Raw genomic sequence first — 22,211 nt, 5'->3', positions numbered from 1 at the left:
GTTCCGTCTGGGCAAGCGCGACCTGCTTGCCGGTGTGTCCGCTTCTCTCCTCGTGGAGTCATCGTGAATCGTCCCGGTTCTCGCGCCGCGCTGGTCCTTGCTGTCGGCGCTGTATTCGTCCTTGCCGCCTGTCATCCGAAAGAAACACCGCCTCCGGCGCCCCGCCCCGTCGTCGCGCAACCCGTGCAGGCCGACGGCGCGGCCGTCGCCGCGTCGCTGCCCGGCGAAATCCAGCCGCGCTACGCCACGCCGCTGTCGTTCCGGATCGCCGGCAAGATCGTCGAGCGCAAGGTGCGCCTCGGCGACACCGTGAAAAAAGGCCAGGTCATCGCCCTGCTCGACACCTCCGACGTCGCGAAGAACGCCGCGAGCGCGCAGGCGCAGCTCGACGCCGCCTCGCACAGCCTGACCTTCGCGAAACAGCAGCTCGACCGCGACCGCGCGCAGGCCCATGAAAACCTGATCGCCGCCGCGCAGCTCGAACAGACCGAGAACGCCTACGCCTCGGCGCTCGCGCAGCGCGACCAGGCCGCGCAGCAGCTCGCGCTCGCGAAGAACCAGCTGCAATACGCGACGCTCGTCGCCGACCATGCCGGCTACATCACCGCCGAGCAGGCCGACACGGGCCAGAACGTGTCGGCCGGGCAGCCGGTCTACCAGCTCGCCTGGTCGGGCGACGTCGACGTCGTCAGCGACGTGCCGGAAAGCACGCTCGCGCGCCTGCGCGCCGGCCATCCGGCGCGCGTCACGCTGCCGGCGCTGCCGGGCCGCCAGTTCGCCGCGCAGGTGCGCGAGATCGCGCCCGCGGCCGATCCGCAGAGCCGCACCTACCGGGTCCGGCTCACGCTCGCGCAACCCGACGACGCGGTGCGGCTCGGCATGACGGCCGACGTCGCGTTCGACGGCGCCGCCGCCAGCGTCGACGCGGACGGCGCGGCCTACACACTGCCCGCGACCGCGCTGTTCCACGACGGCCAGGCGCCCGCGGTATGGGTCGTGCGCACCCCGGACGACACGCTGGAGCTGCGCCGCGTCGCGGTCAGCCGCTACAACGAGCGCACCATCACCGTGTCGCAAGGCTTGCATGCGGGCGAGCGCGTCGTGCTGCAGGGCGTGCATACCGTCAGCAAGGGCGAGAAGGTCCGTCCGGTCGCGCCGCTCCATCAGGAGGACGCAGCGTCATGAGCGCCGGCCACGAAGAAGGACGCTTCAACCTGTCCGCGTGGGCGCTGCGACACCAGGCGCTCGTGGTGTACCTGATCGTGCTCGCGACGCTCGCCGGGATCCTCGCCTACACCCGGCTCGCGCAATCCGAGGATCCGCCGTTCACGTTCCGCGTGATGGTGATCCGCACCTTCTGGCCCGGCGCGACCGCGCGCCAGGTGCAGGAACAGGTGACCGACCGCATCGGCCGCAAGCTGCAGGAAACGCCGGGGATCGACTACCTGCGCAGCTACTCGCGCCCCGGCGAGTCGCTGCTGTTCTTCACGATGAAGGATTCCGCGCCCGTCAAGAATGTCCCCGAGACCTGGTACCAGATCCGCAAGAAGGTCGGCGACATCGGCTACACCCTGCCGCCCGGCATCCAGGGGCCGTTCTTCAACGACGAATTCGGCGACGTCTACACCAACATCTACACGCTCGAAGGCGACGGCTTCTCGCCCGCGCAGCTGCACGACTACGCCGACCAGCTGCGCACGGTGCTGCTGCGGGTGCCGGGCGTATCCAAGGTCGACTATTTCGGCGACCCCGACCAGCGCATCTTCATCGAGGCCGACAACACCCGGCTCGCCCAGCTCGGCATCTCGCCGCAACAGCTCGGCCAGGCGATCAACGCGCAGAACGACGTGGCCTCGCCCGGCGTGCTCACGACCGCGGACGACCGCGTGTTCATCCGCCCGAGCGGCCAGTTCCGCAGCGTCGAGGCGCTCGCCGACCTGCTGATCCGCATCAACGGCCGCACCTTCCGCCTCGGCGATCTCGCGACCGTGACGCGCGGCTACGACGACCCGCCCGTCACGCAGATGCGCGCGATCGGCGCGGACGGCCGCGGCCGCGCGGTGCTCGGCATCGGCATCACGATGCAGCCGGGCGGCGACGTGATCCGCCTCGGCAAGGCGCTCGACGCCGAGGTGAAGGCCTTGCAGGCGCAACTGCCCGCCGGCCTCAAGCTGAACGAGGTGTCGAGCATGCCCGATGCGGTGGCGCACTCGGTCGACGACTTCCTCGAAGCGGTGGCCGAGGCCGTGGCGATCGTGCTCGTCGTGAGCCTGATCTCGCTCGGCCTGCGCACCGGGATGGTGGTCGTGATCTCGATCCCGGTGGTGCTCGCCGTCACCGCGCTGTTCATGTACCTGTTCGACATCGGCCTGCACAAGGTGTCGCTCGGCACGCTGGTGCTCGCGCTCGGCCTCCTGGTCGACGACGCCATCATCGCGGTCGAGATGATGGCGGTGAAGCTCGAACAGGGCTACAGCCGCGCGCGCGCCGCCGCCTTCGCCTATACCAGCACCGCGTTTCCGATGCTGACGGGCACGCTCGTCACGGTGTCGGGCTTCCTGCCGATCGCGCTCGCGAAATCGAGCACCGGCGAATACACGCGCTCGATCTTCGAGGTGTCGGCGATCGCGCTGATCGCATCGTGGTTCGCGGCGGTCGTGCTGATCCCGCTGCTCGGCTATCACATGCTGCCCGAGCGCAAGCGCGCGCACGGCGACGCGCACGCCGCCGGCCCGGAGCACGAGCACGACATTTACGACACCCGCTTCTACGGCCGGCTGCGCACCTGGGTCAGCGGGTGCATCGAGCGCCGTTTCATCGTGCTCGGCATCACGGGCGTGCTGTTCGTGATCGCGCTCGCGGGCTTCACGCTCGTGCCGCAGCAGTTTTTCCCCAGCTCCGACCGGCCCGAGCTGCTGGTCGACCTGCGGCTGCCCGAGGGCGCGTCGTTCCACGCGACGCTGCGCGAGACGCAGCGGCTCGAAAAGACGCTCGACAAGCGCCCGGAGATCGATCACCTCGTGAACTTCGTCGGCACCGGCGCGCCGCGCTTCTACCTGCCGCTCGACCAGCAATTGCCGCAGCCCAACTTCGCGCAGTTCGTGATCACCGCGAAATCCGTCGAGGCCCGCGAACAGCTCGCGCGCTGGCTCGAAACGACGCTGCGCAACCAGTTCCCGGCCGTGCGCTGGCGGCTGTCGCGGCTCGAGAACGGGCCGCCCGTCGGCTATCCGGTGCAGTTCCGCGTGAGCGGCGACAGCATCGCGACGGTCCGTTCGATCGCGGAACAGGTCGCGGCGACGATGCGCGGCGATGCGCGCACCGTTAACGTGCAGTTCGACTGGGACGAGCCGGCCGAACGGTCGGTGCGCTTCGATCTCGATCAGCAGAAGGCGCGCGAGCTGGACGTGACCTCGCAGGATGTCGCGAATTTCCTCGCGATGACGCTGTCGGGCACGACCGTCACCCAGTACCGCGAGCGCGACAAGCTGATCGCGGTCGACCTGCGCGCGAAGCAGGCGGACCGCGTCGACCCGGCGCGCGTCGCGACGCTCGCGATGCCGACCCCGCACGGTGCCGTGCCGCTCGGCTCGCTGGGCCGCTTCCACACTGATCTCGAATACGGCGTGATCTGGGAGCGCGACCGCCAGCCGACCATCACCGTGCAGTCCGACGTGCGCGCCGGCGCGCAGGGCATCGACGTGACCCACGCGATCGACGCCTCCCTCGCCACGCTGCGCAAGCAGCTGCCGGTCGGCTACCGGGTCGAGATCGGCGGCTCGGTGGAAGAAAGCGCGAAGGCGCAGAAGTCGATCAACGCGCAGATGCCGCTGATGGCGATCGCCGTGTTCACGCTGCTGATGATCCAGCTGCAGAGCTTCTCGCGCGTGCTGATGGTCGTGCTGACCGCGCCGCTCGGCCTGATCGGCGTGGTCGGCACGCTGCTGCTGTTCGGCCAGCCGTTCGGCTTCGTCGCGATGCTCGGCGTGATCGCGATGTTCGGGATCATCATGCGCAACTCGGTGATCCTCGTCGACCAGATCGAGCAGGACATCGCGGCCGGCCACGGCCGCTTCGACGCGATCATCGGCGCGACCGTGCGGCGCTTCCGGCCGATCACGCTGACGGCCGCCGCCGCCGTGCTCGCGTTGATCCCGCTGTTGCGCTCGAACTTCTTCGGGCCGATGGCGACCGCGCTGATGGGCGGCATCACGAGCGCCACGGTGCTGACCCTCTTCTATCTGCCGGCGCTGTACGCCGCGTGGTTCCGGGTGAAACCGGGCGAACGCGATCCTGAGACGCCGCACGCCGCCACGGGAGCCTGACCATGCGCGACACGACTTTCCCGTTTCCGCACGCGATGCGCACGGCCTGCGCGGCCGGCGCGCTCGCGCTCCTCGCCGGCTGCTCGCTGTTCGGCCCGAGCGGCGAGGCGCCCGCGTCGCCATCGCCCGCGCACTACGGCGCGCAGCCCCTGCCGCCTGAAACCGTGGCCGCGCATGGCGTCGCGCAACGCTTCGAGGTGGGCGCGCAACCGGTGCCCGACTGGTGGACGCTGTATCGCAGCCCGGCGCTCGACGCGCTCGTCGACGAAGGGCTGCGCCACAGCCCGACGCTGGCCGCCGCCGAGCGGAGCCTGACCGCCGCGCGCGAGCAGCTGCGCGGCCAGATCGGCAGCTCGCTGTTGCCGACCATCGACGCGGGCGGCCAGGCGACCCGCCAGCGCGCGCTCGGGGTGCCGGCGTTCGGTCCGCAAACCGTGCTGTACAAGGTGTTCGCGGGGCAATTGCAGGCGAACTACACGCTCGACCTGTTCGGCGCGGCGCGCTTCGCGAACCGCGCGCTCGCGCAGCGGGTCGACGTCAGCGCATTCCAGCTCGATGCCGCGCGGCGCGCGCTCGCGGCCAACATCGTGACGGCGGCGATCACCGCATCGGCGCTGCATGCGCAGCTCGACACGACCGAGCAGCTCGTCGCGCTGGCCGGCCGGCAGGCCGACGACGCGACGAGCCGCCACCGCCTGGGCGCGGTGGCGCGCACCGATCAGCTCGGCGCGCAGCAGAGCGCCGCGGCGCTCGCCGCGAGCCTGCCCGCGCTGCGCCAGCAGTGGCAGAGCGCGCGCCACGCGCTTGCCGTGCTGCTCGGCCGCACGCCGGACCAGGCGCCCGACGACCTCGCGCTCGACGCGCTCGCCTTGCCCGAGCAGGTGCCGGTCGTGGTGCCGTCCGAGCTGCTGAAGACCCGCCCGGACATCCAGGCCGCCGATGCCGCGTTGAAAGCGGCGGCGGCCGAGGTCGGCGTCGCGACCGCGCAGATGTTCCCGCAGCTGTCGCTGACCGCGTCGATGGGCCAGGCCGGCTTCAGCTGGCCGTCGATGCTGTCGGGCGCGGGCGCGATCTGGAGCGTCGGCGCGTCGCTGACGCAGCCGCTGTTCCACGGCGGCGCGCTGCTCGCGCAGCGACGCGCGGCGCAGGCGAGCTACGACGCGGCGGTCGAGCAGTACAAGCAGACCGTGCTCGGCGCGTTCCAGAACGTCGCGGACTCGCTTGCCGCGCTCGACAACGACGCGCAATCGCTCGATGCATCGAGCCGCGCGGCGCTCGCCGCACGCGGCGCATTCGACGACACGGCGGCGCGCATGCGGCTCGGCGCGCTGCCGCCCTCCGCCGCGCGCGCGAGCGAAGAACAGTACCGCAACGCGCGGCTCGACGAGATCCGCGCGACAGGTGCGCGGCTCGCGGATACGGCGCGGTTGTTTCAGGCGATGGGCACGCCGCCCGCCCCGGGCACCGTGGCCGACGCGCCGCGCGCCGCGCAGCCGTAAGCGGATCGGGCGTCCGGCGGGCATCGATAAGTCGGATGCCGAAATGCCGGGTGCGGATGCATCGGGTGCAAATACGCCGGTCGCAAATACGCCGCGCGCCGGAGCGGTTGCCCGACTCCGGCGCGCGGCCGTGTTTCCCGCCCTGCCGCGCCCCCGGTCGCGGCAGCCCCCGTCAACGACGATCGAGCGAGTACTTCCCCGGCCCCGTCAGCGCGAGCAGCAGCAGGCCGCCCGCGATCGCGACGTTCTTGTAGAAGTGGATCATGTTGTCGTACTGCGCGAGGCCCGTCATGCTCCAATAACGATGGCCGATCGCCGCCGTGCCGAGCGTGTAGAGCGCGAGCAGCAATGCAAGCGGCCGCGTATAGAAGCCGGCCGCGAGCAGCAGCCCGACCACCAGTTCCATCACCACCGCGATCACCGCCGCGAGCGCGGGCAGCGGCGCGCCGGTCGACGCCATGTAGGCCACCGCGTCGTGAAAGCCGACGAGCTTTTGCCAGCCGAACAGCACGAACAACAACACCATCATCACCCGGGCAACCAGCAGGCCCCCGTCCCGATACCGATCCAGCGCAAGATATTGCATGGTCTTCACTCCTTCGTTTCGTTCGGGTTCAGGCGCGGCTTGCGCCGTCGAGCGGGCGCAGGTCGAACACCAGCACTTCGGCCTCCCGGCCGTTCGCGAGCGTGAGCGCCGCTGCGTCGCGAAGCCGCGCGCCATCGCCCTCGCCCAACCTTACGCCGTTCACCTCCAGGCTGCCACGCGCGACGTGCACGTACACGTGACGCCGGCCCGTCAGCGCGAGGCGCGCGCTTTCATCGCCATCGAACCGGCCCGCGTAGATCCGCGCATCCTGGCGGATCGCCAGCGCGCCGTCCGCGCCTTTCGGCGACACGATCAGCCGCAGCGCGCCGCGCGTATCCGCGTCGGGCACCTTCGCCTGCTGATAGCGCGGCGGCAGCCCGGCCACCGACGGCCGGATCCAGATCTGCAGGAAGTGCACCGGCTCGCCGCGCGAATGGTTGAACTCGCTGTGCGCGACACCCGTGCCGGCGCTCATCAGCTGCACGTCGCCGGGCACGATCACCGAGCCCGTGCCCATCGAATCCTTGTGTTCGAGCGCGCCGTCGAGCACGTACGACAGGATTTCCATGTCGCGGTGCGGATGCGTGCCGAAACCGCGCGCCGGGGCGACGCGGTCGTCGTTGATCACGAGCAGGTCCGAGAAGCCCACTTGGGCCGGATCGTAGTAGTCGGCGAACGAGAAGGTATGACGCGAGTTGAGCCAGCCGTGGTCGGCGTGGCCGCGTTGATCGGCGTGTCGGATGTCCATCATGAGTTTCTCCGGTTGATCGGCGGGCCCCCGGACGGTGGCGTTGCGCCGATCGATGACGTAAGCTTACGTCAACTCGAATGAGCGAAAAACCTCATAAAACCGATACACTGTCACATCAAAGTGGACACTCATGCAACTCGATGACCTCCGGATTTTCGTCGCGACCGTCGATTCCGGCAGCCTCACCGCGGCGGCCGACCGGCTCCAGCTGTCGAAGCAGTTCGTCAGCCGGCGCATGATGGCGCTCGAGGCGTCGCTCGGCGTGCGGCTGCTGTTGCGCAACACCCGCAAGCTCGCGGTCACCGATCTCGGGCACGCGCTCTACGCGCATGCGCAGCGCATCCTCGCCGACGTCGCCGCCGCCGAGCAGGCGATGGCCGAGCAGCATGCCGCGCTGCACGGTTCGCTGAAGGTCAGCGCGCCGATGTCGTACGGCACCCGCCACCTGTCGCCGCTGCTCGCCGCGTTCCTCGCCGCGCACCCGGCGCTGCGCATGCAGGTCGAGCTGAGCGACCGCCTGGTCGACCTGATCGGCGAGGGTTTCGACCTCGCGCTGCGGATCGGCGCGCTGCCCGATTCGACGCTCGTCGCCCGCCCGCTCGGCACGCTGCGCATGATCGCGTGCTGCAGTCCCGCCTATCTGCGCGCGCACGGCGAACCGGCGAGCCCGGCCGAGCTGCACCGTCACGCCTGCCTGCTGTACGGTCAGGAGGGCCGTACCGGCTGGGAATTCAGCGTCGACGGCTCGCCGCGCACCTTCGACGTGCACGGGCCGCTCGTCGCCAACAACGGCGACGTGGTCCGCGACGCCGCCGGCGCGAACCTCGGCGTCGCGCTGCTGCCCGACTTCATCGTCGCGCCGGCGCTCGCGTCGGGTGCGCTGGTGCCGATCCTCGCGGCCTACGCGCCGCCGCCGCTGCCCTTGCACGTGGTCTACCCGCAGCACCGCCAGGGGTCGTCGTCGATCCGCGCGCTGGTCGCGTTCCTCGAGGAACGGCTCGCGCGCGCCGACGCTTGACCCTCACGTTGCGTGAGGCCGCAGTCTTCATCCCGCACGGAGAACGGAGGAAACCGATGTTGCTGAAAGTGGGCGAATTGGCGAAACGCAGCGGCCTGACGGTCCGCACGCTGCACCACTACGACGCGATCGGCCTGCTCCGGCCCTCCGCGCGTTCCGAGGCCGGCTACCGGCTGTACGACCGGCGCGACGTCGCGCGGCTGCACCAGATTCAGGCGCTGCGCCGCTTCGGTCTTGCGCTGGCCGACATCGGAACCTGTCTCGCCGGCCCCGGCGCTCCGCTCGCGCTGCTCGTCGAGCGGCAGATCCACGCGCTCGACGCGCAGATCGGACAGGCCGCGCAGCTGCGCGACCGGCTCGTCCGGCTGCACGCGTCGCTGCGCGACGGCGCGGAGCCCGAGCTTGGCGATTGGCTCACCACACTGGAGATGATGACCGTGTACGACCGTTATTTTTCAAGCGAAGAACTGACCCGCCTGCCGCTCAGCCAGCTCGACAAGGCGCGGGAAACCGAATGGGCGGCGCTCGTCGCCGACGTGGACGCGCTGCGTACGGCCGGCGTGCCCGCGGAGCATCCGGACGCGCAGGCGTTCGCGTTGCGCTGGATGACGATGCTGAAGGCAGATACGAACGGCGATCCGCGCCTGCTCGCGAAGCTGAACCTGATGCACGATCGCGAGCCCGCGGTGCGGCAGCAGACCGGCATCACGCCCGAGGTGCTCGCCTACGTGCTGCGCGCCTTCTCCGAGAGCCGGCTCGCGATCTACGCGAAATATCTGACGGCCGACGAGATGCGCTTCACGCGCGCGCATTTCGGCCGGCATGCGTACGAATGGCCGCAGTTGATCGGCGAGGTGCGCGATGCGCTCGATCAGGGCGTCGCGCCGGATGCACCCGCCGGACGCGCGCTCGCGGCGCGCTGGCACGCGCTGTTCCGCGCCTTCGCCGGCGACGATCCGGACACGCAGGGCAAGTTCCGCCGGGCGCATCTGAACGAGCCGGAACTGATGACCGGCTCGTGGGCCGACGACGCGGTGATCGCATTCATCCGCGCCGCGAGCGCGCCGGCGAACTGAGGCGGCGGCGCGCCGGCCGGATGCCGGATGCCGCCGGCGCGCGCGCAACCCGCGCCTCGCCGCCGTCATCGCCGGAAACCAGGCGATCGCGGTTCGAAACGTCAGGGCGTGCGTGCTGCGGGAACGGGCACAACGCGAGGGTGGGCCAAGGCAACCGCGCAGGCGGTCGCCTTGGCTGTCCAGGGCGTCATTTCCAGGGCGTCAGATCCAGGGCATCAGGCATGGCGCGAGACTCAGTCCGTCGAGCCGGCCGGTCAGGACCGGATTGGCAGCGACAGGGCTGGAATCGCTTGCGAGACCAGTGGCGCCGACAGGGCCACTGGCGCCGCGTGGGCACTCAGCTGTCGTGCGATTGGCACGGCAGCCGGTGGCGCCGTTGCAGGTGGCACACCCAGCATTGGCACCGCGCTGCCCGCGAGGATCGCCGAGGCTTCGCTCAAGCGTTCCACGACTGGCGCCAACGATGTGTGGATCTGCGACAACTTCTCATCGTCTATCTTTCCCATAGCTTCATCACCTCCTTTATTTGTCAACGGACAAATAGTGGCGCACCCGACGGGACTCGAACCCGCATTCCCCAGCCCCCAAAACTGGTACTTTTGAAACCTAGGCTCCACGGCCCTCGGCCCGGCCCTCCGCGCCACATTGACGCCCTGGAGAGCTGCGGATCGGTATTGCCGGGCGTGCTTCCGCTTCGCCGTCGATTCCATTGTCCGATTAAGCTACAGGTGCAATGCTTGAATCCCCTATTCCTCACAGCCGGAGCAACTGCTTCAGGCTGTTGATCAACCGGTCGACATCCTCCGGGCCGTTGTAGCCCTGTACCGAGATCCGCACGCGCGGCCGGCCCTCGAAGCGATCCACCGACACGTCGATCTGGTGTTCGTGGCGCAACGCGTTCATCAGCCATACGTCGTCGGTCTCGGGCGGCAGCGGCACGCAGACCATCTGGCCGTGCCACTCGGGCGCGCCCGGCGGATGATAGAGCGGCTGCCGCGTCAGGGCCGCGACCTCCTTCTGCGCATCGCTCGCGAGCGCGATGCAGCGCTTGCGCACGCTGTCCCAGTCGTGTTCCGCCTGGAAGGCAAGCGCGCTCGGCACGCTGAGGAACGGCGAGATGTCGCGGCTGCCCTGCCATTCGTGATACTCGACGAACTTCGACGGCCCCGGGTTCTTCGGCTCCCATCCCCAGCTGACGACGAGCGGATCGATCAGCAACTGGACGTCGGGGCGCGCATACAGGAACGCGCTGCCCTTCGGCGCGCACACCCATTTGTGCAGGATGCCGACGAAGAAGTCCGGATCCATCGCGCGCAGCGACAGCGGCAGCTGCCCCGGCACATGCGAGCCGTCGACGACGGTGAGAATGCCCCGCGCGCGCGCGCGCGCGCAAATCTCGGCGACCGGAAACACCAGCGCGGTCGGCGACGTCAGCTGGCTGATCAGGATCACGCGCGTTCGCGGCGTCACGGCCGCCCAGAAATCGTCGACGAACTGCGCATGCGTGCTCACCGGCAGCGGCACCTGGTGCCGCACGATGTCGAAGCCGCGCTTCTGCGCCATGCAGCGCCACAGCCGGTCGATCCCGCCGTGTTCGTGATTGGTCGTGAGCAGTTCGTCGCCGGGGCCGAGCGGGATGCTGCGCGCGATGATGTTGACGCCCGTGGTGCCGTTGCTGACATATACTAGGTTGTCGCGTTCGGTGTCCACGTAGTCGGCCAGCACGGCGCGCGCATGCGCCATTCGCTCGGTGAAGCGGCGCGACAGGAAGTCGACCGGCTCGCGTTCGAGTTCGTACTGCCACTGCACATGTCGCTCGAATACCGGCCGCGGCGTCGCGCCATACGCCCCGTGATTGAGATAGGTCACGTCCGGGTCGAGCAGGAAATACGCCTTCAATCGCTGTGTCATGGTCCGATCCCGCATTCAATGAACATCGCGAAAACATGGCTGCGTCCGCAAACCGGCTGTTGAACGCATGGCGCCGGGGCGGCCCCGGGCTCGCGCTGCGGGTCGTGTTCGACCGGCTGGTCGACGCCGCGCTCGAACGGCGCTTGCGCATCCGCACCCGCGGCCTCGTGCCGATCGAATCGCTCGTCGACGAATGGCACGGCTGTCACGATTACTACCCGTCGTCGATCCGCGCGTTCAATCGCGTGCTGCGCGACCTCGCGGTCACGCGGCAGGACGTGTTCGTCGACTACGGGTCCGGCATGGGCCGCGCGATCGTGCTCGCGTCGCGCTTCCCGTTCCGCGAACTGATCGGCGTCGAGGCGTCGGACCGGCTCCATCACACCGCGCTCGCCAACGTCGGCCGCGCGCTGCCCGACGCCGAGCGGCAGCGCATCCGCCTGCAGCACGGCGACGCACGCGCGTTCCGCTTGCCCGAGACGGCCACGGTGCTGTATTTCTACAACCCGTTTCATGGCGACATCCTCCGCACTGTGTTTGCCGACATCGAGCGATCCCTCCATCAACATCCCCGGCGACTGACCATCGTCTTCAACAATCCCGCCCACTTCCGGCACATTGAAGGCGACTACGGCTGGCTGCGCGCGCGTCGCGAGTATCGGTTCGAATATCCGATCGCGGTCTACGAGGCCATGGCGGCCTCGGCCGCTCCGGGCGCGTAAAACGGCCGCTCCCCGACGATCGTGGTCCGGTACATCGTGCGCAGATGACGCGCCATGTCGTAGTCGGTCGCGCGATGCGCGAGGCAGCGGTTGTCCCAGATCAGCAGATCACCCGCGCGCCAGCGGTGCCGATAACCGAAGCGCGGCTCGTCGAACGCGATCGCATGCAGTTGCGACATCAGCGCATCGCTGCGGCTCGCCTCCATGCCAACGATCCGCCACGGCACGACGCCGCCGATATACAGCGCATTGACGCCCGTCTCCGGATGCGTCCTCACCAGCGGCTGCAGGACGTCCGGCCACAGCGCCTTCTGCCCGGCCGGCGGGACGGGCCGCTGCGGATAATGGAAAGGCAGCGTCTGCACGCGGTCCATCACGAACCTGCGGCCGTCGATTTCCGCGCGCAGCCGCGCGGGCAGCGCGCGATAGACGGCCGTCATGCTGATGAAACAGGTGTCGCCGCCCGCGTCCGGCACCGCCTTGCCGTACAGCAGCGTGCCCGCGGGCGGACATGTGAGGAAATGGCCGTCGGTATGCCAGTAGCGGCCGCTGATCGCCGCGCCGAGCGGCTTGCCGCCGACGATCTCGTTCGACAGCAGCAGCACTTCCGGCTGCGCCGCGCACGCATTCTCGCTGCGCGTATAGACGACGGGCTCGCCGAAGCAGCGCGTAAACGCGACCAGCTGCGCCGGATCGAGCGTCTGCTCGCGAAACACCAGCACGCCGAAGCGCAACCACGCGGCGCGGATCTCCCGCATCGTCGCCGGTCGCGGGGCGATGCGCGCGTCCAGGCCTTCGACCTCGGCGCCGAGCGTCGCGGCCAGCGGGCCGATGCGGAGCGGCGAGCGGTCAGTCATGGATCGACTCGAGATGCGCGGGCACCGCCTGCGGGACGAGCCGCCGCATGCGCATCAGGCTGTCGGCCGCCTGCGCGCCGTCGAGATTGATCGCGAGCGCATCGTGGCCGTTGCGGCGCGCGAGGTTGGGCAGGATCAGCAGACCCCGCCGCCGCTCGCCGCCGACGAGCAGGCCCGCCTCCGACCACGCGTCGAGGCACGGACCGAGGTGGTCGATGACGAACTCCCCCCGGTAGCCGAAACTGCTGATGCTGCGCACGGCGACGCCGGACGCGCGCAGCCACGCGCGCACGGCCAGCGGCACGTAGGCGGCGGTCAGGCGCGGATTGCAGTCGCCGACGAACCAGTAGCGTCCATCCTGTCCGAGACACGCATCGAAATTCACCGGCCCGCGATACCCCCGGGCGGCCAGCGCGCCCGCGAGGGTGCCGCACTGTTCACTGAGCGCGCGCACGCGACGATCGTCCGACCAGGCATCGTCGAGGTGCAGCCCCAGAAACTGGCGGCGCTGCGCATCGCGATACCACTGCGCGCCGGCGTCGACGACGCGATGGCCGCCCGCCTCGTCGACGAACAGGGTCACGCCGACGCTCGCCGGGCTGCCCGCCTCGACGGGCGGCCGCACGACGAGCTGCACGATCAGCGGCAAGCGCGCGCGGCGTGCGGCCTGCGCCTGCCGCAGCGCGCGCAGCGTCGCATCGTCGGGCGTCGCGCCTTCCCACGCCGGCGGCAGCGCGCATTCCGCGCGCAACTCGCGCACGAACGCCGGCTCGCCGAAGCCCTCGGCGAGCAGCCAGCGCCGGACTTCGGCGGCGAACGCCGGCGCGCGGTCGGCGAACGTCGCCGCGGACAGGATCGCCGACACATTGCCGCTGGAGTCCTGCGACGATTTCAGGAACAGCGCGTCGGGCGGCGCCGCGAGCCCGCAGGCGTCGGCGAAGCGCTGCGCGAGCGTCGTCCAGTCGCGCAGCGCGACGAACGCGTCCGGCGCCAGCACCATGCCCCGCACCTGCGGCGGCCCGCCGTCGATTGCCGCCTCGCGCTGGAACGCCATGAAGCGCGCCTTGTTGTGCCACGTCTGCGCGAGCGAGGCCACGCGTTCGCAGTCCGCGTCGTCGAATACGACGCGGACGTTCCGTTCGCGCAGCAGGTCCGTCAGTTCGCGCAGCATCCGCGCGGCGGTCGGCGACACCTGGTTCATGACGAAGCCGATGCTGGCGCCGTCCGCGGCCAGCGCGCGCGCCGCGCGGTCGAACGATTCGGTGGCGGACAGCGCGAGCGTCGACAGGTCGCATCGCACATAGAGCGGCGCCGGAATGCGCGGCGCGGGCAGCCCTTGCGCCTCGGCGAGGTGCCGCAGCCGCGCGTCCAGCGCCGTCAGCAGGCGGTCGTATCGGCGGCCATGCGCGTCGTCGAACACGAGGATCACGCTCGGCAGGCCGAGCAGGCTGGTATAGACGAGAAAGCGGTCCTGGCAACGGAACACGAACGTGTTTTCCGCTTCGCCGCTGTCGAGGATCAGGCCGCCGCCGATGAACGCGAGCCGCCGATCGCCGCGACCGAACGCGAAGAAAGGCAATGCGTCGACGTCGACAGGATTCATGCGTCCTCCGCGTCGGCGGCGTGCGCGACTTCGGCCGCCTCCAGCGCGCCGGCCCGGCGCAGCGCATGCAGCGTTTGCCGGGTCGATTGCGCACGACGGTCGCGGATCGCGTCGGGGCTCGCGCACGCCGACATCACGCGCTCGATCTCGCGCGCGGCCACGCCGGCATCCGCCAGGACGTCGCGCGCGATGCCCGCGTCGGCGAACAGGAACGCGTCGATCAGCCCCGGCCACAGAGGCCGCAGCGCCGCGTGCACGTCGGCCGGCCACTGCGGCCACACGATTTTCAGCAAGCGCGAGAAATACGCGCTGTGCCGGGCCTCGTCCAGGTAATGCTGGTGCAGGAACGTCTGCACGTCGAGCCGCAGCGCATCGTCGCGCCAGTCGTCGCGCAGCGTGTGGGTGATCAGCGTCTCGGCGACCACCGCCGCGCAGAACCGCACCAGCGACGCATTCACGCCGGGCAGCGCCGCGACCTGCCGTTCGACGTGCAGCAGGAAGCCGTGGCCGCGCCGGGGGCGCGCCGCTTCCGTCGCCGCCGTCACCTGCGTCATCAGCTCCTGCGCGAGCAGCGCGTGAAACGCCTCGTCGCACTGCACGCGCAGCGCGTCGGCCACCACGCGGTCGTCGTAGCGTGCATCGAGCGCGCGCGCCGCAATGTCGCGCGCCACCGTCGCGATCAGTGTGTTCTCGAGCGCGACGGTGAAGCTCAGATGCGCGATCAGCAGGCCGGCGGCGATCCGCTCGCGCGGCGCGTCGCGCAGCGCGGGATGAGACAGGATGCCGCCCTGCCGCTCCGCCATCCACATGCCGGACGCGTCGGTCAGCCAGAAGTCGGCGGGCAGCGTGCGCACCGAGGCGGCCCGATGCCAGTCCTGGAACGGCGAACAATAGGCGTGCGTCATCACGCGCGCTCCGGCGTTGCCGCGCGGACCCCGACGCCCACGCCCTCGGTGGTCGGGCATTCGACGAAGCAGTCGTATTCGTCGGCGACGAGATCGAGGAACGGGCCCAGTTCTTCGCGGTTGCGGGCGATCATGTCGTCGAAGAACGGACAGCCCGAGTGATCGCGAAACAGGATGTTGTGGCACACGAGCAGCGAGCGCGCGGCCAGCCGCGGCAACGCCGCGCGCAGCAGGTGCGCGTAGAGCCCCTTGCCGCGCCGGGTCGGGTCCGGATGGTCGCGCGGCAGCTCGGCATCCAGCACGACGAGATCGAACGGCTCGCCGCCGCGCGACAGGTAGTGTTCGCCGGTGTCGCAGACCACGTCGACGCGCGCCTCCGGATAGAGCCGCGCGAGGCTCGCGCGGGCGACCTCGGCCACCCGCGGATCGGGGTCGACGAGCACGGCCTCGCCGCCGCACGCGACGATTGCAGGCAGCGCCCAGGCCGCCCAGTAGCCGTAGTAGCTGCCGAGGAACACCGTCCTGCGCGGCCGGAACGCGAGCGCGATCGCCAGCAGCAGCCGGCCTTCCTCGGGGTAGATGTAGGTGCCGAGCCCCTGGTGATCGAAACCGCCGCGAAGATAGGCGGCCACCCGCGCGCCGGTCTGGCGGAAATCCGCCGGCAGCACGAGCCTCATCGACGCCAGCTCGGCGAACGCCGTGTCGACCGCCGCATCGATCGACGCGGGAAAGCGCTTCGCGAAATGCACGTCGTTCGCCGGTACGCCCTGCTCGATCAGGTCCGGACGGATCCGTTCGAGGAACGCGGAAAACTCCGCGCGGCTGCGTTCGCCCGCCCGGAATCCGCGATATTCCGGCGAATCCCGCAAGACCGCGTCGAGCAGTTCGAAGATCGGACCGGTGAAATTCATGCGATCGCCTCCCGTTCAGCCCCCGCCGCCTCGACGGCGCGCTCTCCCGGCCACGCGGCGCCGGCCGCCAGCCCCGCGCCGCCGAGCGCCTGCCATAGCGCCTCGGTGATATGCGGCGCCAGCGGCGCGAGATACAGCGCCAGCCGCCGCGTCGCGTCCGCGAGGATCGCGAGATCGTCCGGGCGCGGCGGCTCGGTCTTGTACAGCGCCGCCTCGAAGGTCTGCACGCGCTCGAACAGGAACGCGAAGTTCTTCAGGGCGAGGTGGTAATCGTGACGCCGGAAGTCCGCGGCCATCCGGTACTCGCCGGTCGCCAGCCAGCCCAGCATCCGCTGGCCGAGCGGGCTCGGCTTGACGGCGGAGCCGGGCGACGTCGGTGCGCCGTCCCGGCAAGCGGGCGTGTCGGCGACCCGGTGCACGAAATCCCAGAGCCGGACCAGAAAAGCGTGCTGGCGGCGCACGAGCGCGTCGGACCAGTTGACATCGCGCTCGGGCGCCGCCGCGCCGATGATCGCGAGGCGCAGCGCGTCGGCGCCGTAGCGCTCGATGATCGACTGCAGATCCACGGCATTGCCCGCGCTCTTGCTCATCTTGCTGCCGTCCTGCCTGACCATGCCGAGCGCAAGCAGCGTGCTCACCGGTTCCTCCACGTCGGCGATCCCCATGCGCCGCAGCGCGCGGGCGATCATCCGCACATGGAAGAAACAGGTGCGCACCTGATCGGCCCCGCCGATCATCAGATCCACCGGCAGCCACGTGCGCGCGTCGTCGCGGTCGAACGGATCGTCGCCGCCGAGCCGCATGCACAGCCAGTGATACCACCACGGGCTTGAATAGGCTTCGAGGGTTTCCGTGTCGCGCCGCGCCGGTTCGCCGCAGCGCGGGCAGCGGACCTCGCGGAAGCCGGCATGGCGTTCGAGCGGATTGCCCGGCTGCCGCAGGTCGACGTCGTCGGGCAACACCACCGGCAGCGCGTCGTCGGGCACCGCGACGGGGCCGCATGCCGCGCAGTGCACGATCGGAACCGGCGGCCCCCAGTAGCGGTTGCGGGCCACGTTCCAGTCCTGCAGCCGGTAGCAGACCACGGCTTCCGCCTGCCCGGCGGCGAGCATCGCGGCGCGGTCGCACCCGCCGGTCGCGTGCGGGTCGAGCCCGTATTGCGCGGCCAGCAGGCGGTCCGCGTCGAGCGCGTCCGGACGGCCGGGCCGCGCGCCGTCATGCGCGACGTCCTCGACGACGATGGGCAGCGCGACCGCACCGGCTGCGCCGGCCGCCTGAGCAAACCAAGGGGCGTGCGGCTGCGCGCCGGCCTGCCGGTCATCGGGGAGATCCCCGCTCGCGCCCGCCGCGATCGCGAGCGGATGCAAGCGCCCCACCACGATGAAATGCAACCGCGCGAGCCAGGCTTCGTCGTCCAGCTGGAGTTCGATCGCGCCGGGCCGGCCCGACACCGGCAAGCGCAGCCGCAGGCCGTGACGCCGCCCGATCCAGTCGCGATGCATCTTCTTCACGTCCTGCGGCCAACCGGAAAGGCGTTCCAGCCCGTCCAGCATCTCGTCGGCGAACGCCGACTCGCGCACGAACCACTGCGGCCGCACGCGCGTCTCGACGCGCTGCTTGCAGCGCCAGCAGCGGCCGTCGTCGACGAGGCTCGCCGCGAGCGTGACCTCGCACTGCGGGCACCAGTCGGCCGGCGCGTCGCGCCGGAAGCAGTAGCCCGCCTCGAACAAGCGCACGAACACCCACTGGATCCAGCGGTAGTACGCCGGCACGTGATACTGGGTGATGCGCCGGCGGTCGTGGCCGAGCCCGAGGCGCACGAACTGCGCGGCCATCGCCTCGCTGCACCGGCGCGCCAGCGCCTCGGGCGTGCAACCCGCGTCGCGCGCCGCCAGCTCGGTCGGCAGGCCGAACGTGTCGAAGCCGGTGGTGTACATCACGTCGTACCCCTGCATCCGGCGGAACCGGGCGTCGGCGTCGGCCAGCACGTAGTTCCGCGCGTGGCCGATATGCAGTTGTCCCGTCGCGAACGGCGGCAGTTCGATGATGAACCATTTGGGCCGGCCGGGTCGCGCTTCGGTGTCGAACACCCGCGCGTCCTGCCATGCCTGTTGAAAGTGAGGTTCGAGGGTGGCCGGACGATACGGCCGCGGAGCGTGGGCGGCGTGCGTGCGCTCGGCGGTCATGCCCAGCACTCCACGGCCCGCACGCGATCGAGATAGGCGCCCGGCAGCACGTCGGCCGCCGCCAGCAGGTGATCGAGGTAGTCGCGCGTGGGCTTGAGGTTCGGGCGCACCATCGCGGGGTTGGCCACGTAGGTGAAGGCGGCCGTCAGGCGGCCGCTGACGGCGTCGCGCACCAGCACCGCGACGCGCCGGTAGTGATGCGGGACCAGCTCGATCGCGTCGAGTGCGTCGAGCGCGCCCGGATGCATCAGGTTGAGCGTTCCCTCGACTTCGCCGCCGCTTGCCGGCTCGATGTTCGCGAAGCCGATATGGTCGTGCTGCGACGACACCTTGTTGAAGGTCAGCCGGTAGCAGTGGATGATGCCGGGCCGCCGGTCGACCAGCACCTCCCCGAAGCGGGCGAGGCGCTCGCGCAGGCGCGCCTCGCTCATGTTGGAGCCGTACGCGAAATAGCAAATCTGGCTCATCGTGTCTCTCCGCACTGATCCAGTCGTCCCGCCGCGCGCCGCCATCGATTGCCGTTCGACCCGCGGGCGTCTCCTGGCGGGGCTCCGGGCCGCCCGACTTCGAGATCCACGCGGATGGGACAACGCGCGCGCGCCGGATCGAGGTCCGGTGAGTCGCGCCGATGATCGGCTCTCGCTGCGGTGATTTTTTCCGATCCTTGATCAAAAACTAGATCGGAATCAAGGGCATATCCAGCTACCAATTCTGGTAGGCAGCGGCGGCGCGCGGCGAAGCGTGACGAAAGGCTCGCGAAGGGAAATCCGCGGATGCCAAGCCGGCGCCGCGCCTCATGAACCCTCGCCGGGACGGGCAGCAACGACGCCGGCAAACAAAACGCCCGGCGCGGAGGACTCCGGCGCCGGGCGTGGCGGACGACGGGCGGCGCGCCGTTACAGCACGGCCGCCATCCGCTTGCGCTCGTTGCGCAGCATCACGTAGTTCGCGCCGACGACGCCGATCGTCACCGCGGCGATGAACAGCGTGGCGAGCGCGTTCATCTCGGGGTTCAGGCCGAGCCGCACGCGCGAGAACACGACGAGCGGCAGCGTGGTCGAGCCGGGGCCGGACAGGAACGCGGACAGCACGAGGTCGTCGATCGACAACGTAAACGACAGCAGCCAGCCCGACACCAGCGCCTGCGAGATCAGCGGCAGCGTGATCGTGAAGAACACCTTGAGCGGCGTCGCGCCGAGATCGAGCGCGGCCTCCTCGAGCGAGGGATTCAGCTCGCGCACGCGCGACTGCACGATGATCGCGACGTACGACATGCACAGCATCACGTGGCCGAGCCAGATCGTGAACATGCCGCGCTCGGCCGGCCAGCCGAACCACTTGCCCAGCTCGATGAACAGCAGCAGCAGCGAGATGCCCTGGATCACCTCGGGAATCACGAGCGGCGCGTTGATCATCCCGCTGTACAGCGCGAAGCCGCGAAACCGTCCCATCCGGGCCAGCACGAAGCCGGCCCAGGTGCCGATGAAGACCGAGGCGAACGCGGTCAGCACGCCGATCTTCAGCGACAGCCAGGCGGCCGCGATCAACTCCGAGTCCTCGATCAGCGCCGCGTACCAGCGGGTCGAGAAACCCGACCAGACGGTGACGAGCGCCGACTCGTTGAACGAGTAGACGATCAGGCTCAGGATCGGGATGTACAGGAAGCCCAGCCCGATGGCCAGCGCGACGAACTGCAGATAACGATTCGGCTTCATCGACGGCGTCCCTCCAGTTCCTTCGCCTGGTAATACTGGAACACCGCCATTGGCACCAGCAGCAGCAACACCATCGCGACCGTCACGGCGGACGCCATCGGCCAGTCGGCATTGTTGAAGAACTCATTCCACATCACGCGGCCGATCATCAGCGTATTCGCGCCGCCGAGCAGCTCGGGGATCACGTACTCGCCGACGGCCGGGATGAACACCAGCAGGCAGCCTGCGATGATGCCGTTCTTCGACAGCGGCAGCGTGATCTGCACGAACGCCTTCCACGGCTTCGCGCCAAGGTCGTAGGCCGCTTCGAGCAGGCGCAGGTCCATCTTCACGAGATGCGCGTAGAGCGGCATCACGAGGAACGGCAGATACGAGTAGACCATCCCGATGTAGACCGCGATGTTGGTGCGGTACAGCTCGATCGGCGTGCTGATGAGGCCCGTCGACAACAGGAAGTTGTTCAGGAGCCCGTTGTTCTTCAGGATGCCGATCCACGCGTACACGCGGATCAGGAACGACGTCCAGAACGGCAGCATGACCGCCATCATCAGCAGGTTGCGGCTGGCCGGGTTCGAGCGCGCGATGTAGTACGCCATGGGGTAACCGAGCAGCAGGCACAGCAGCGTCGTGATGCCCGCGACCACCACCGAGTTCACGTAGGTCGCGAAATACAGCGTATCGGTGAACAGGAACGCGTAGTGGCGCAGGTTCAGCGCGATATGCAGCACGCCGTCGGTGAAGCTCGTCAGCTCGGTATACGGCGGAATGCCCAGTTCCAGCTCCGCGAAACTGATCTTGACGACCAGGAGGAACGGCACCAGGAAGAACAGCAGCAGCCAGATGAACGGCCCGGCGACCACGGCCGAGCGGCCGCTGAGCCCGAGCTTGCGCACCGGCCAGGTGTACAGGGACGAGAGCGCGCTCATGAGGTCAGCACCACGCCCGCGGCCGCGCTCCAGCGCACGTAGATCTCGTCGCCCCAGCCGGGCGATTCCATGTCGGCGATCGCGAGGCTCGACACGTTCGCGATCACGGTCTTGCCGGAATCGAGCTTCACGTGATACAGCGAGTAGCCGCCGACATAGGCGACGTTCGAGATCACGCCGTGCGCCCAGTTGTAGGCGCCCTCGGGCGGCTTGCGCGTGAGCGCGATCCGCTCGGGACGCACCGACACCGTCACCGGCATGCCGAGCGGCCCGGTGATCCCGTGGTTCACGTACAGCCGCGACGGCAGGTCCGGCGTTTCGATGAACACGTGGTCCGGCTCGTCCTCGACGACGTTGCCGTCGAACAGGTTGGTCGAGCCGATGAATTCGGCCGAGAACCGGCTGTTCGGATACTCGTAGACCTCGTGCGGCGAGCCGATCTGCACGATCTCGCCGTCGCTCATCACCGCGAGGCGACCGGCCATCGTCATCGCCTCCTCCTGGTCGTGGGTGACCATGATGCAGGTGACGCCGACCTTGTCGAGGATGTTGACCAGCTCGATCTGGGTGCGCTGGCGGATCTGCTTGTCGAGCGCGGACATCGGCTCGTCGAGCAGCAGCAGCTTCGGCCGCTTGACGAGCGAGCGCGCGAGCGCGACCCGCTGTTGCTGGCCGCCCGACAGCTGGTGCGGCTTGCGGCCCGCGTAGCGGCTCATCTGCACGAGTTCGAGCGCGTCGCGCACGCGCTCCCTCAGTTCGGCCTTCGGCACGCCTTCCTGCTTGAGACCGAATGCGACATTCGATTCGACCGACATGTGCGGGAACAGCGCATACGACTGGAACATCATGTTCACGGGCCGCTTGTACGGCGGCATCTGCGCGAGATCCTCGCCGTCGATCAGGATCTTGCCCGAGGTGACCGACTCGAGGCCGGCCAGCATGCGCAGCAGCGTGGACTTGCCGCAGCCGGAACTGCCGAGCAGCGCGAACAGCTCGCCCTTCCGGACGGAAAGATTGACCTGGCGCACCGCCACGGTCTCGCCGAACTGCTTCACGACGTCGACGATCTGAACGAAATTCTCGGCGCGCGCATCGGCGCCGGACTGAGGCGGGTTGGACGGCGCGCCCGCGACCGGCGCGCTCGACTGGCTATTCATAATCGGGTGCTTCTCTCCTGCGTTTGACGAACAAAGCCCCCGGGGTTGCCAGGGGCTTCATGA

The 22,211-nt window shown here is 69.6% G+C and carries 18 protein-coding genes; 6 read left to right on the top strand and 12 right to left on the bottom strand.

The window, feature by feature from the left end:
• Positions 1 to 63: 63 nt before the first annotated feature.
• The 3 genes from Bsp3421_RS20880 to Bsp3421_RS20870 are packed head-to-tail and all read left to right on the top strand — an operon-like array spanning position 64 to position 5,824.
• Positions 64 to 1,185 (top strand): efflux RND transporter periplasmic adaptor subunit, encoded by a 1,122-nt coding sequence (locus Bsp3421_RS20880; protein WP_274003033.1) that lies wholly within the window; start codon positions 64 to 66, stop codon positions 1,183 to 1,185.
• Entirely contained in the window at positions 1,182 to 4,325 is a 3,144-nt protein-coding gene (locus Bsp3421_RS20875) for an efflux RND transporter permease subunit (protein ID WP_274003031.1), read from the top strand. The genes Bsp3421_RS20880 and Bsp3421_RS20875 overlap by 4 nt, the downstream gene beginning before the upstream one ends.
• A gap of 2 nt (positions 4,326 to 4,327) precedes the next feature.
• Positions 4,328 to 5,824, top strand: a complete 1,497-nt coding sequence (locus Bsp3421_RS20870; RefSeq protein WP_443111573.1) for an efflux transporter outer membrane subunit — start codon at positions 4,328 to 4,330, stop codon at positions 5,822 to 5,824.
• Between the two features lie 172 nt (positions 5,825 to 5,996).
• Here Bsp3421_RS20870 and Bsp3421_RS20865 read toward each other — a convergent pair whose 3' ends face one another.
• On the bottom strand, positions 5,997 to 6,410 hold the full coding sequence (locus tag Bsp3421_RS20865) for a DoxX family protein (RefSeq protein ID WP_274003028.1): 414 nt from the start codon (positions 6,408 to 6,410) through the stop codon (positions 5,997 to 5,999).
• A 28-nt stretch (positions 6,411 to 6,438) separates the two neighbouring features.
• Positions 6,439 to 7,161 (bottom strand): pirin family protein, encoded by a 723-nt coding sequence (locus tag Bsp3421_RS20860; RefSeq protein WP_274003026.1) that lies wholly within the window; start codon positions 7,159 to 7,161, stop codon positions 6,439 to 6,441.
• A 130-nt stretch (positions 7,162 to 7,291) separates the two neighbouring features.
• On the opposite strand from Bsp3421_RS20860, the gene Bsp3421_RS20855 reads away from it, so the two are divergent.
• Both Bsp3421_RS20855 and Bsp3421_RS20850 read left to right on the top strand, forming a co-directional pair.
• The gene (locus Bsp3421_RS20855) at positions 7,292 to 8,179 is read left to right on the top strand and encodes a LysR family transcriptional regulator (RefSeq protein WP_274003025.1); all 888 of its coding nucleotides are present in this window, start codon (positions 7,292 to 7,294) and stop codon (positions 8,177 to 8,179) included.
• 56 nt (positions 8,180 to 8,235) lie between these two features.
• Positions 8,236 to 9,255 carry a MerR family transcriptional regulator gene (locus Bsp3421_RS20850; RefSeq protein WP_274003023.1) on the top strand — a complete coding sequence of 340 codons (1,020 nt, stop codon included), beginning with the start codon at positions 8,236 to 8,238 and terminating at the stop codon, positions 9,253 to 9,255.
• Between the two features lie 753 nt (positions 9,256 to 10,008).
• Here the strand turns inward: Bsp3421_RS20850 and Bsp3421_RS20845 are convergent.
• Positions 10,009 to 11,166, bottom strand: coding sequence for an aminotransferase class V-fold PLP-dependent enzyme (locus tag Bsp3421_RS20845; RefSeq protein WP_274003021.1), 1,158 nt, complete (start codon positions 11,164 to 11,166; stop codon positions 10,009 to 10,011).
• A gap of 35 nt (positions 11,167 to 11,201) precedes the next feature.
• Between Bsp3421_RS20845 and Bsp3421_RS20840 the strand changes: the two genes are divergently transcribed.
• A complete protein-coding gene (locus Bsp3421_RS20840; RefSeq protein WP_274003018.1) occupies positions 11,202 to 11,888 on the top strand; it encodes a class I SAM-dependent methyltransferase in 687 nt (228 codons plus the stop codon).
• Here the strand turns inward: Bsp3421_RS20840 and Bsp3421_RS20835 are convergent.
• The 9 genes from Bsp3421_RS20835 to Bsp3421_RS20795 form a co-directional block, all read right to left on the bottom strand.
• Positions 11,849 to 12,745 carry a TauD/TfdA dioxygenase family protein gene (locus tag Bsp3421_RS20835; protein WP_274003017.1) on the bottom strand — a complete coding sequence of 299 codons (897 nt, stop codon included), beginning with the start codon at positions 12,743 to 12,745 and terminating at the stop codon, positions 11,849 to 11,851. The genes Bsp3421_RS20840 and Bsp3421_RS20835 overlap by 40 nt on opposite strands.
• Positions 12,738 to 14,348, bottom strand: a complete 1,611-nt coding sequence (locus Bsp3421_RS20830; RefSeq protein WP_274003015.1) for a glutathione synthetase — start codon at positions 14,346 to 14,348, stop codon at positions 12,738 to 12,740. The genes Bsp3421_RS20835 and Bsp3421_RS20830 overlap by 8 nt, the downstream gene beginning before the upstream one ends.
• Positions 14,345 to 15,253, bottom strand: coding sequence for a diiron oxygenase (locus tag Bsp3421_RS20825; protein WP_443111572.1), 909 nt, complete (start codon positions 15,251 to 15,253; stop codon positions 14,345 to 14,347). Before Bsp3421_RS20825 ends, Bsp3421_RS20830 begins: the two co-directional genes overlap by 4 nt.
• On the bottom strand, positions 15,253 to 16,164 hold the full coding sequence (locus Bsp3421_RS20820; protein WP_274003012.1) for an O-methyltransferase: 912 nt from the start codon (positions 16,162 to 16,164) through the stop codon (positions 15,253 to 15,255). Before Bsp3421_RS20820 ends, Bsp3421_RS20825 begins: the two co-directional genes overlap by 1 nt.
• Positions 16,161 to 18,350, bottom strand: coding sequence for a class I tRNA ligase family protein (locus Bsp3421_RS20815; RefSeq protein ID WP_274003011.1), 2,190 nt, complete (start codon positions 18,348 to 18,350; stop codon positions 16,161 to 16,163). Before Bsp3421_RS20815 ends, Bsp3421_RS20820 begins: the two co-directional genes overlap by 4 nt.
• Positions 18,347 to 18,817 (bottom strand): gamma-glutamylcyclotransferase family protein, encoded by a 471-nt coding sequence (locus Bsp3421_RS20810; RefSeq protein WP_274003008.1) that lies wholly within the window; start codon positions 18,815 to 18,817, stop codon positions 18,347 to 18,349. Before Bsp3421_RS20810 ends, Bsp3421_RS20815 begins: the two co-directional genes overlap by 4 nt.
• 429 nt (positions 18,818 to 19,246) lie before the next feature.
• Positions 19,247 to 20,065, bottom strand: coding sequence for an ABC transporter permease subunit (locus Bsp3421_RS20805; RefSeq protein ID WP_274003007.1), 819 nt, complete (start codon positions 20,063 to 20,065; stop codon positions 19,247 to 19,249).
• A complete protein-coding gene (locus Bsp3421_RS20800) occupies positions 20,062 to 20,991 on the bottom strand; it encodes an ABC transporter permease subunit (RefSeq protein ID WP_274003005.1) in 930 nt (309 codons plus the stop codon). The genes Bsp3421_RS20805 and Bsp3421_RS20800 overlap by 4 nt, the downstream gene beginning before the upstream one ends.
• Complete coding sequence (locus Bsp3421_RS20795; RefSeq protein WP_274003003.1) at positions 20,988 to 22,148, bottom strand: ABC transporter ATP-binding protein; 1,161 nt, start codon at positions 22,146 to 22,148, stop codon at positions 20,988 to 20,990. Before Bsp3421_RS20795 ends, Bsp3421_RS20800 begins: the two co-directional genes overlap by 4 nt.
• Positions 22,149 to 22,211 lie beyond the last annotated feature (63 nt).

It is taken from the genome of Burkholderia sp. FERM BP-3421, assembly GCF_028657905.1.
Classification (GTDB): Bacteria; Pseudomonadota; Gammaproteobacteria; order Burkholderiales; family Burkholderiaceae; genus Burkholderia.
This window is presented reverse-complemented; position numbering and strand designations above follow the sequence as displayed.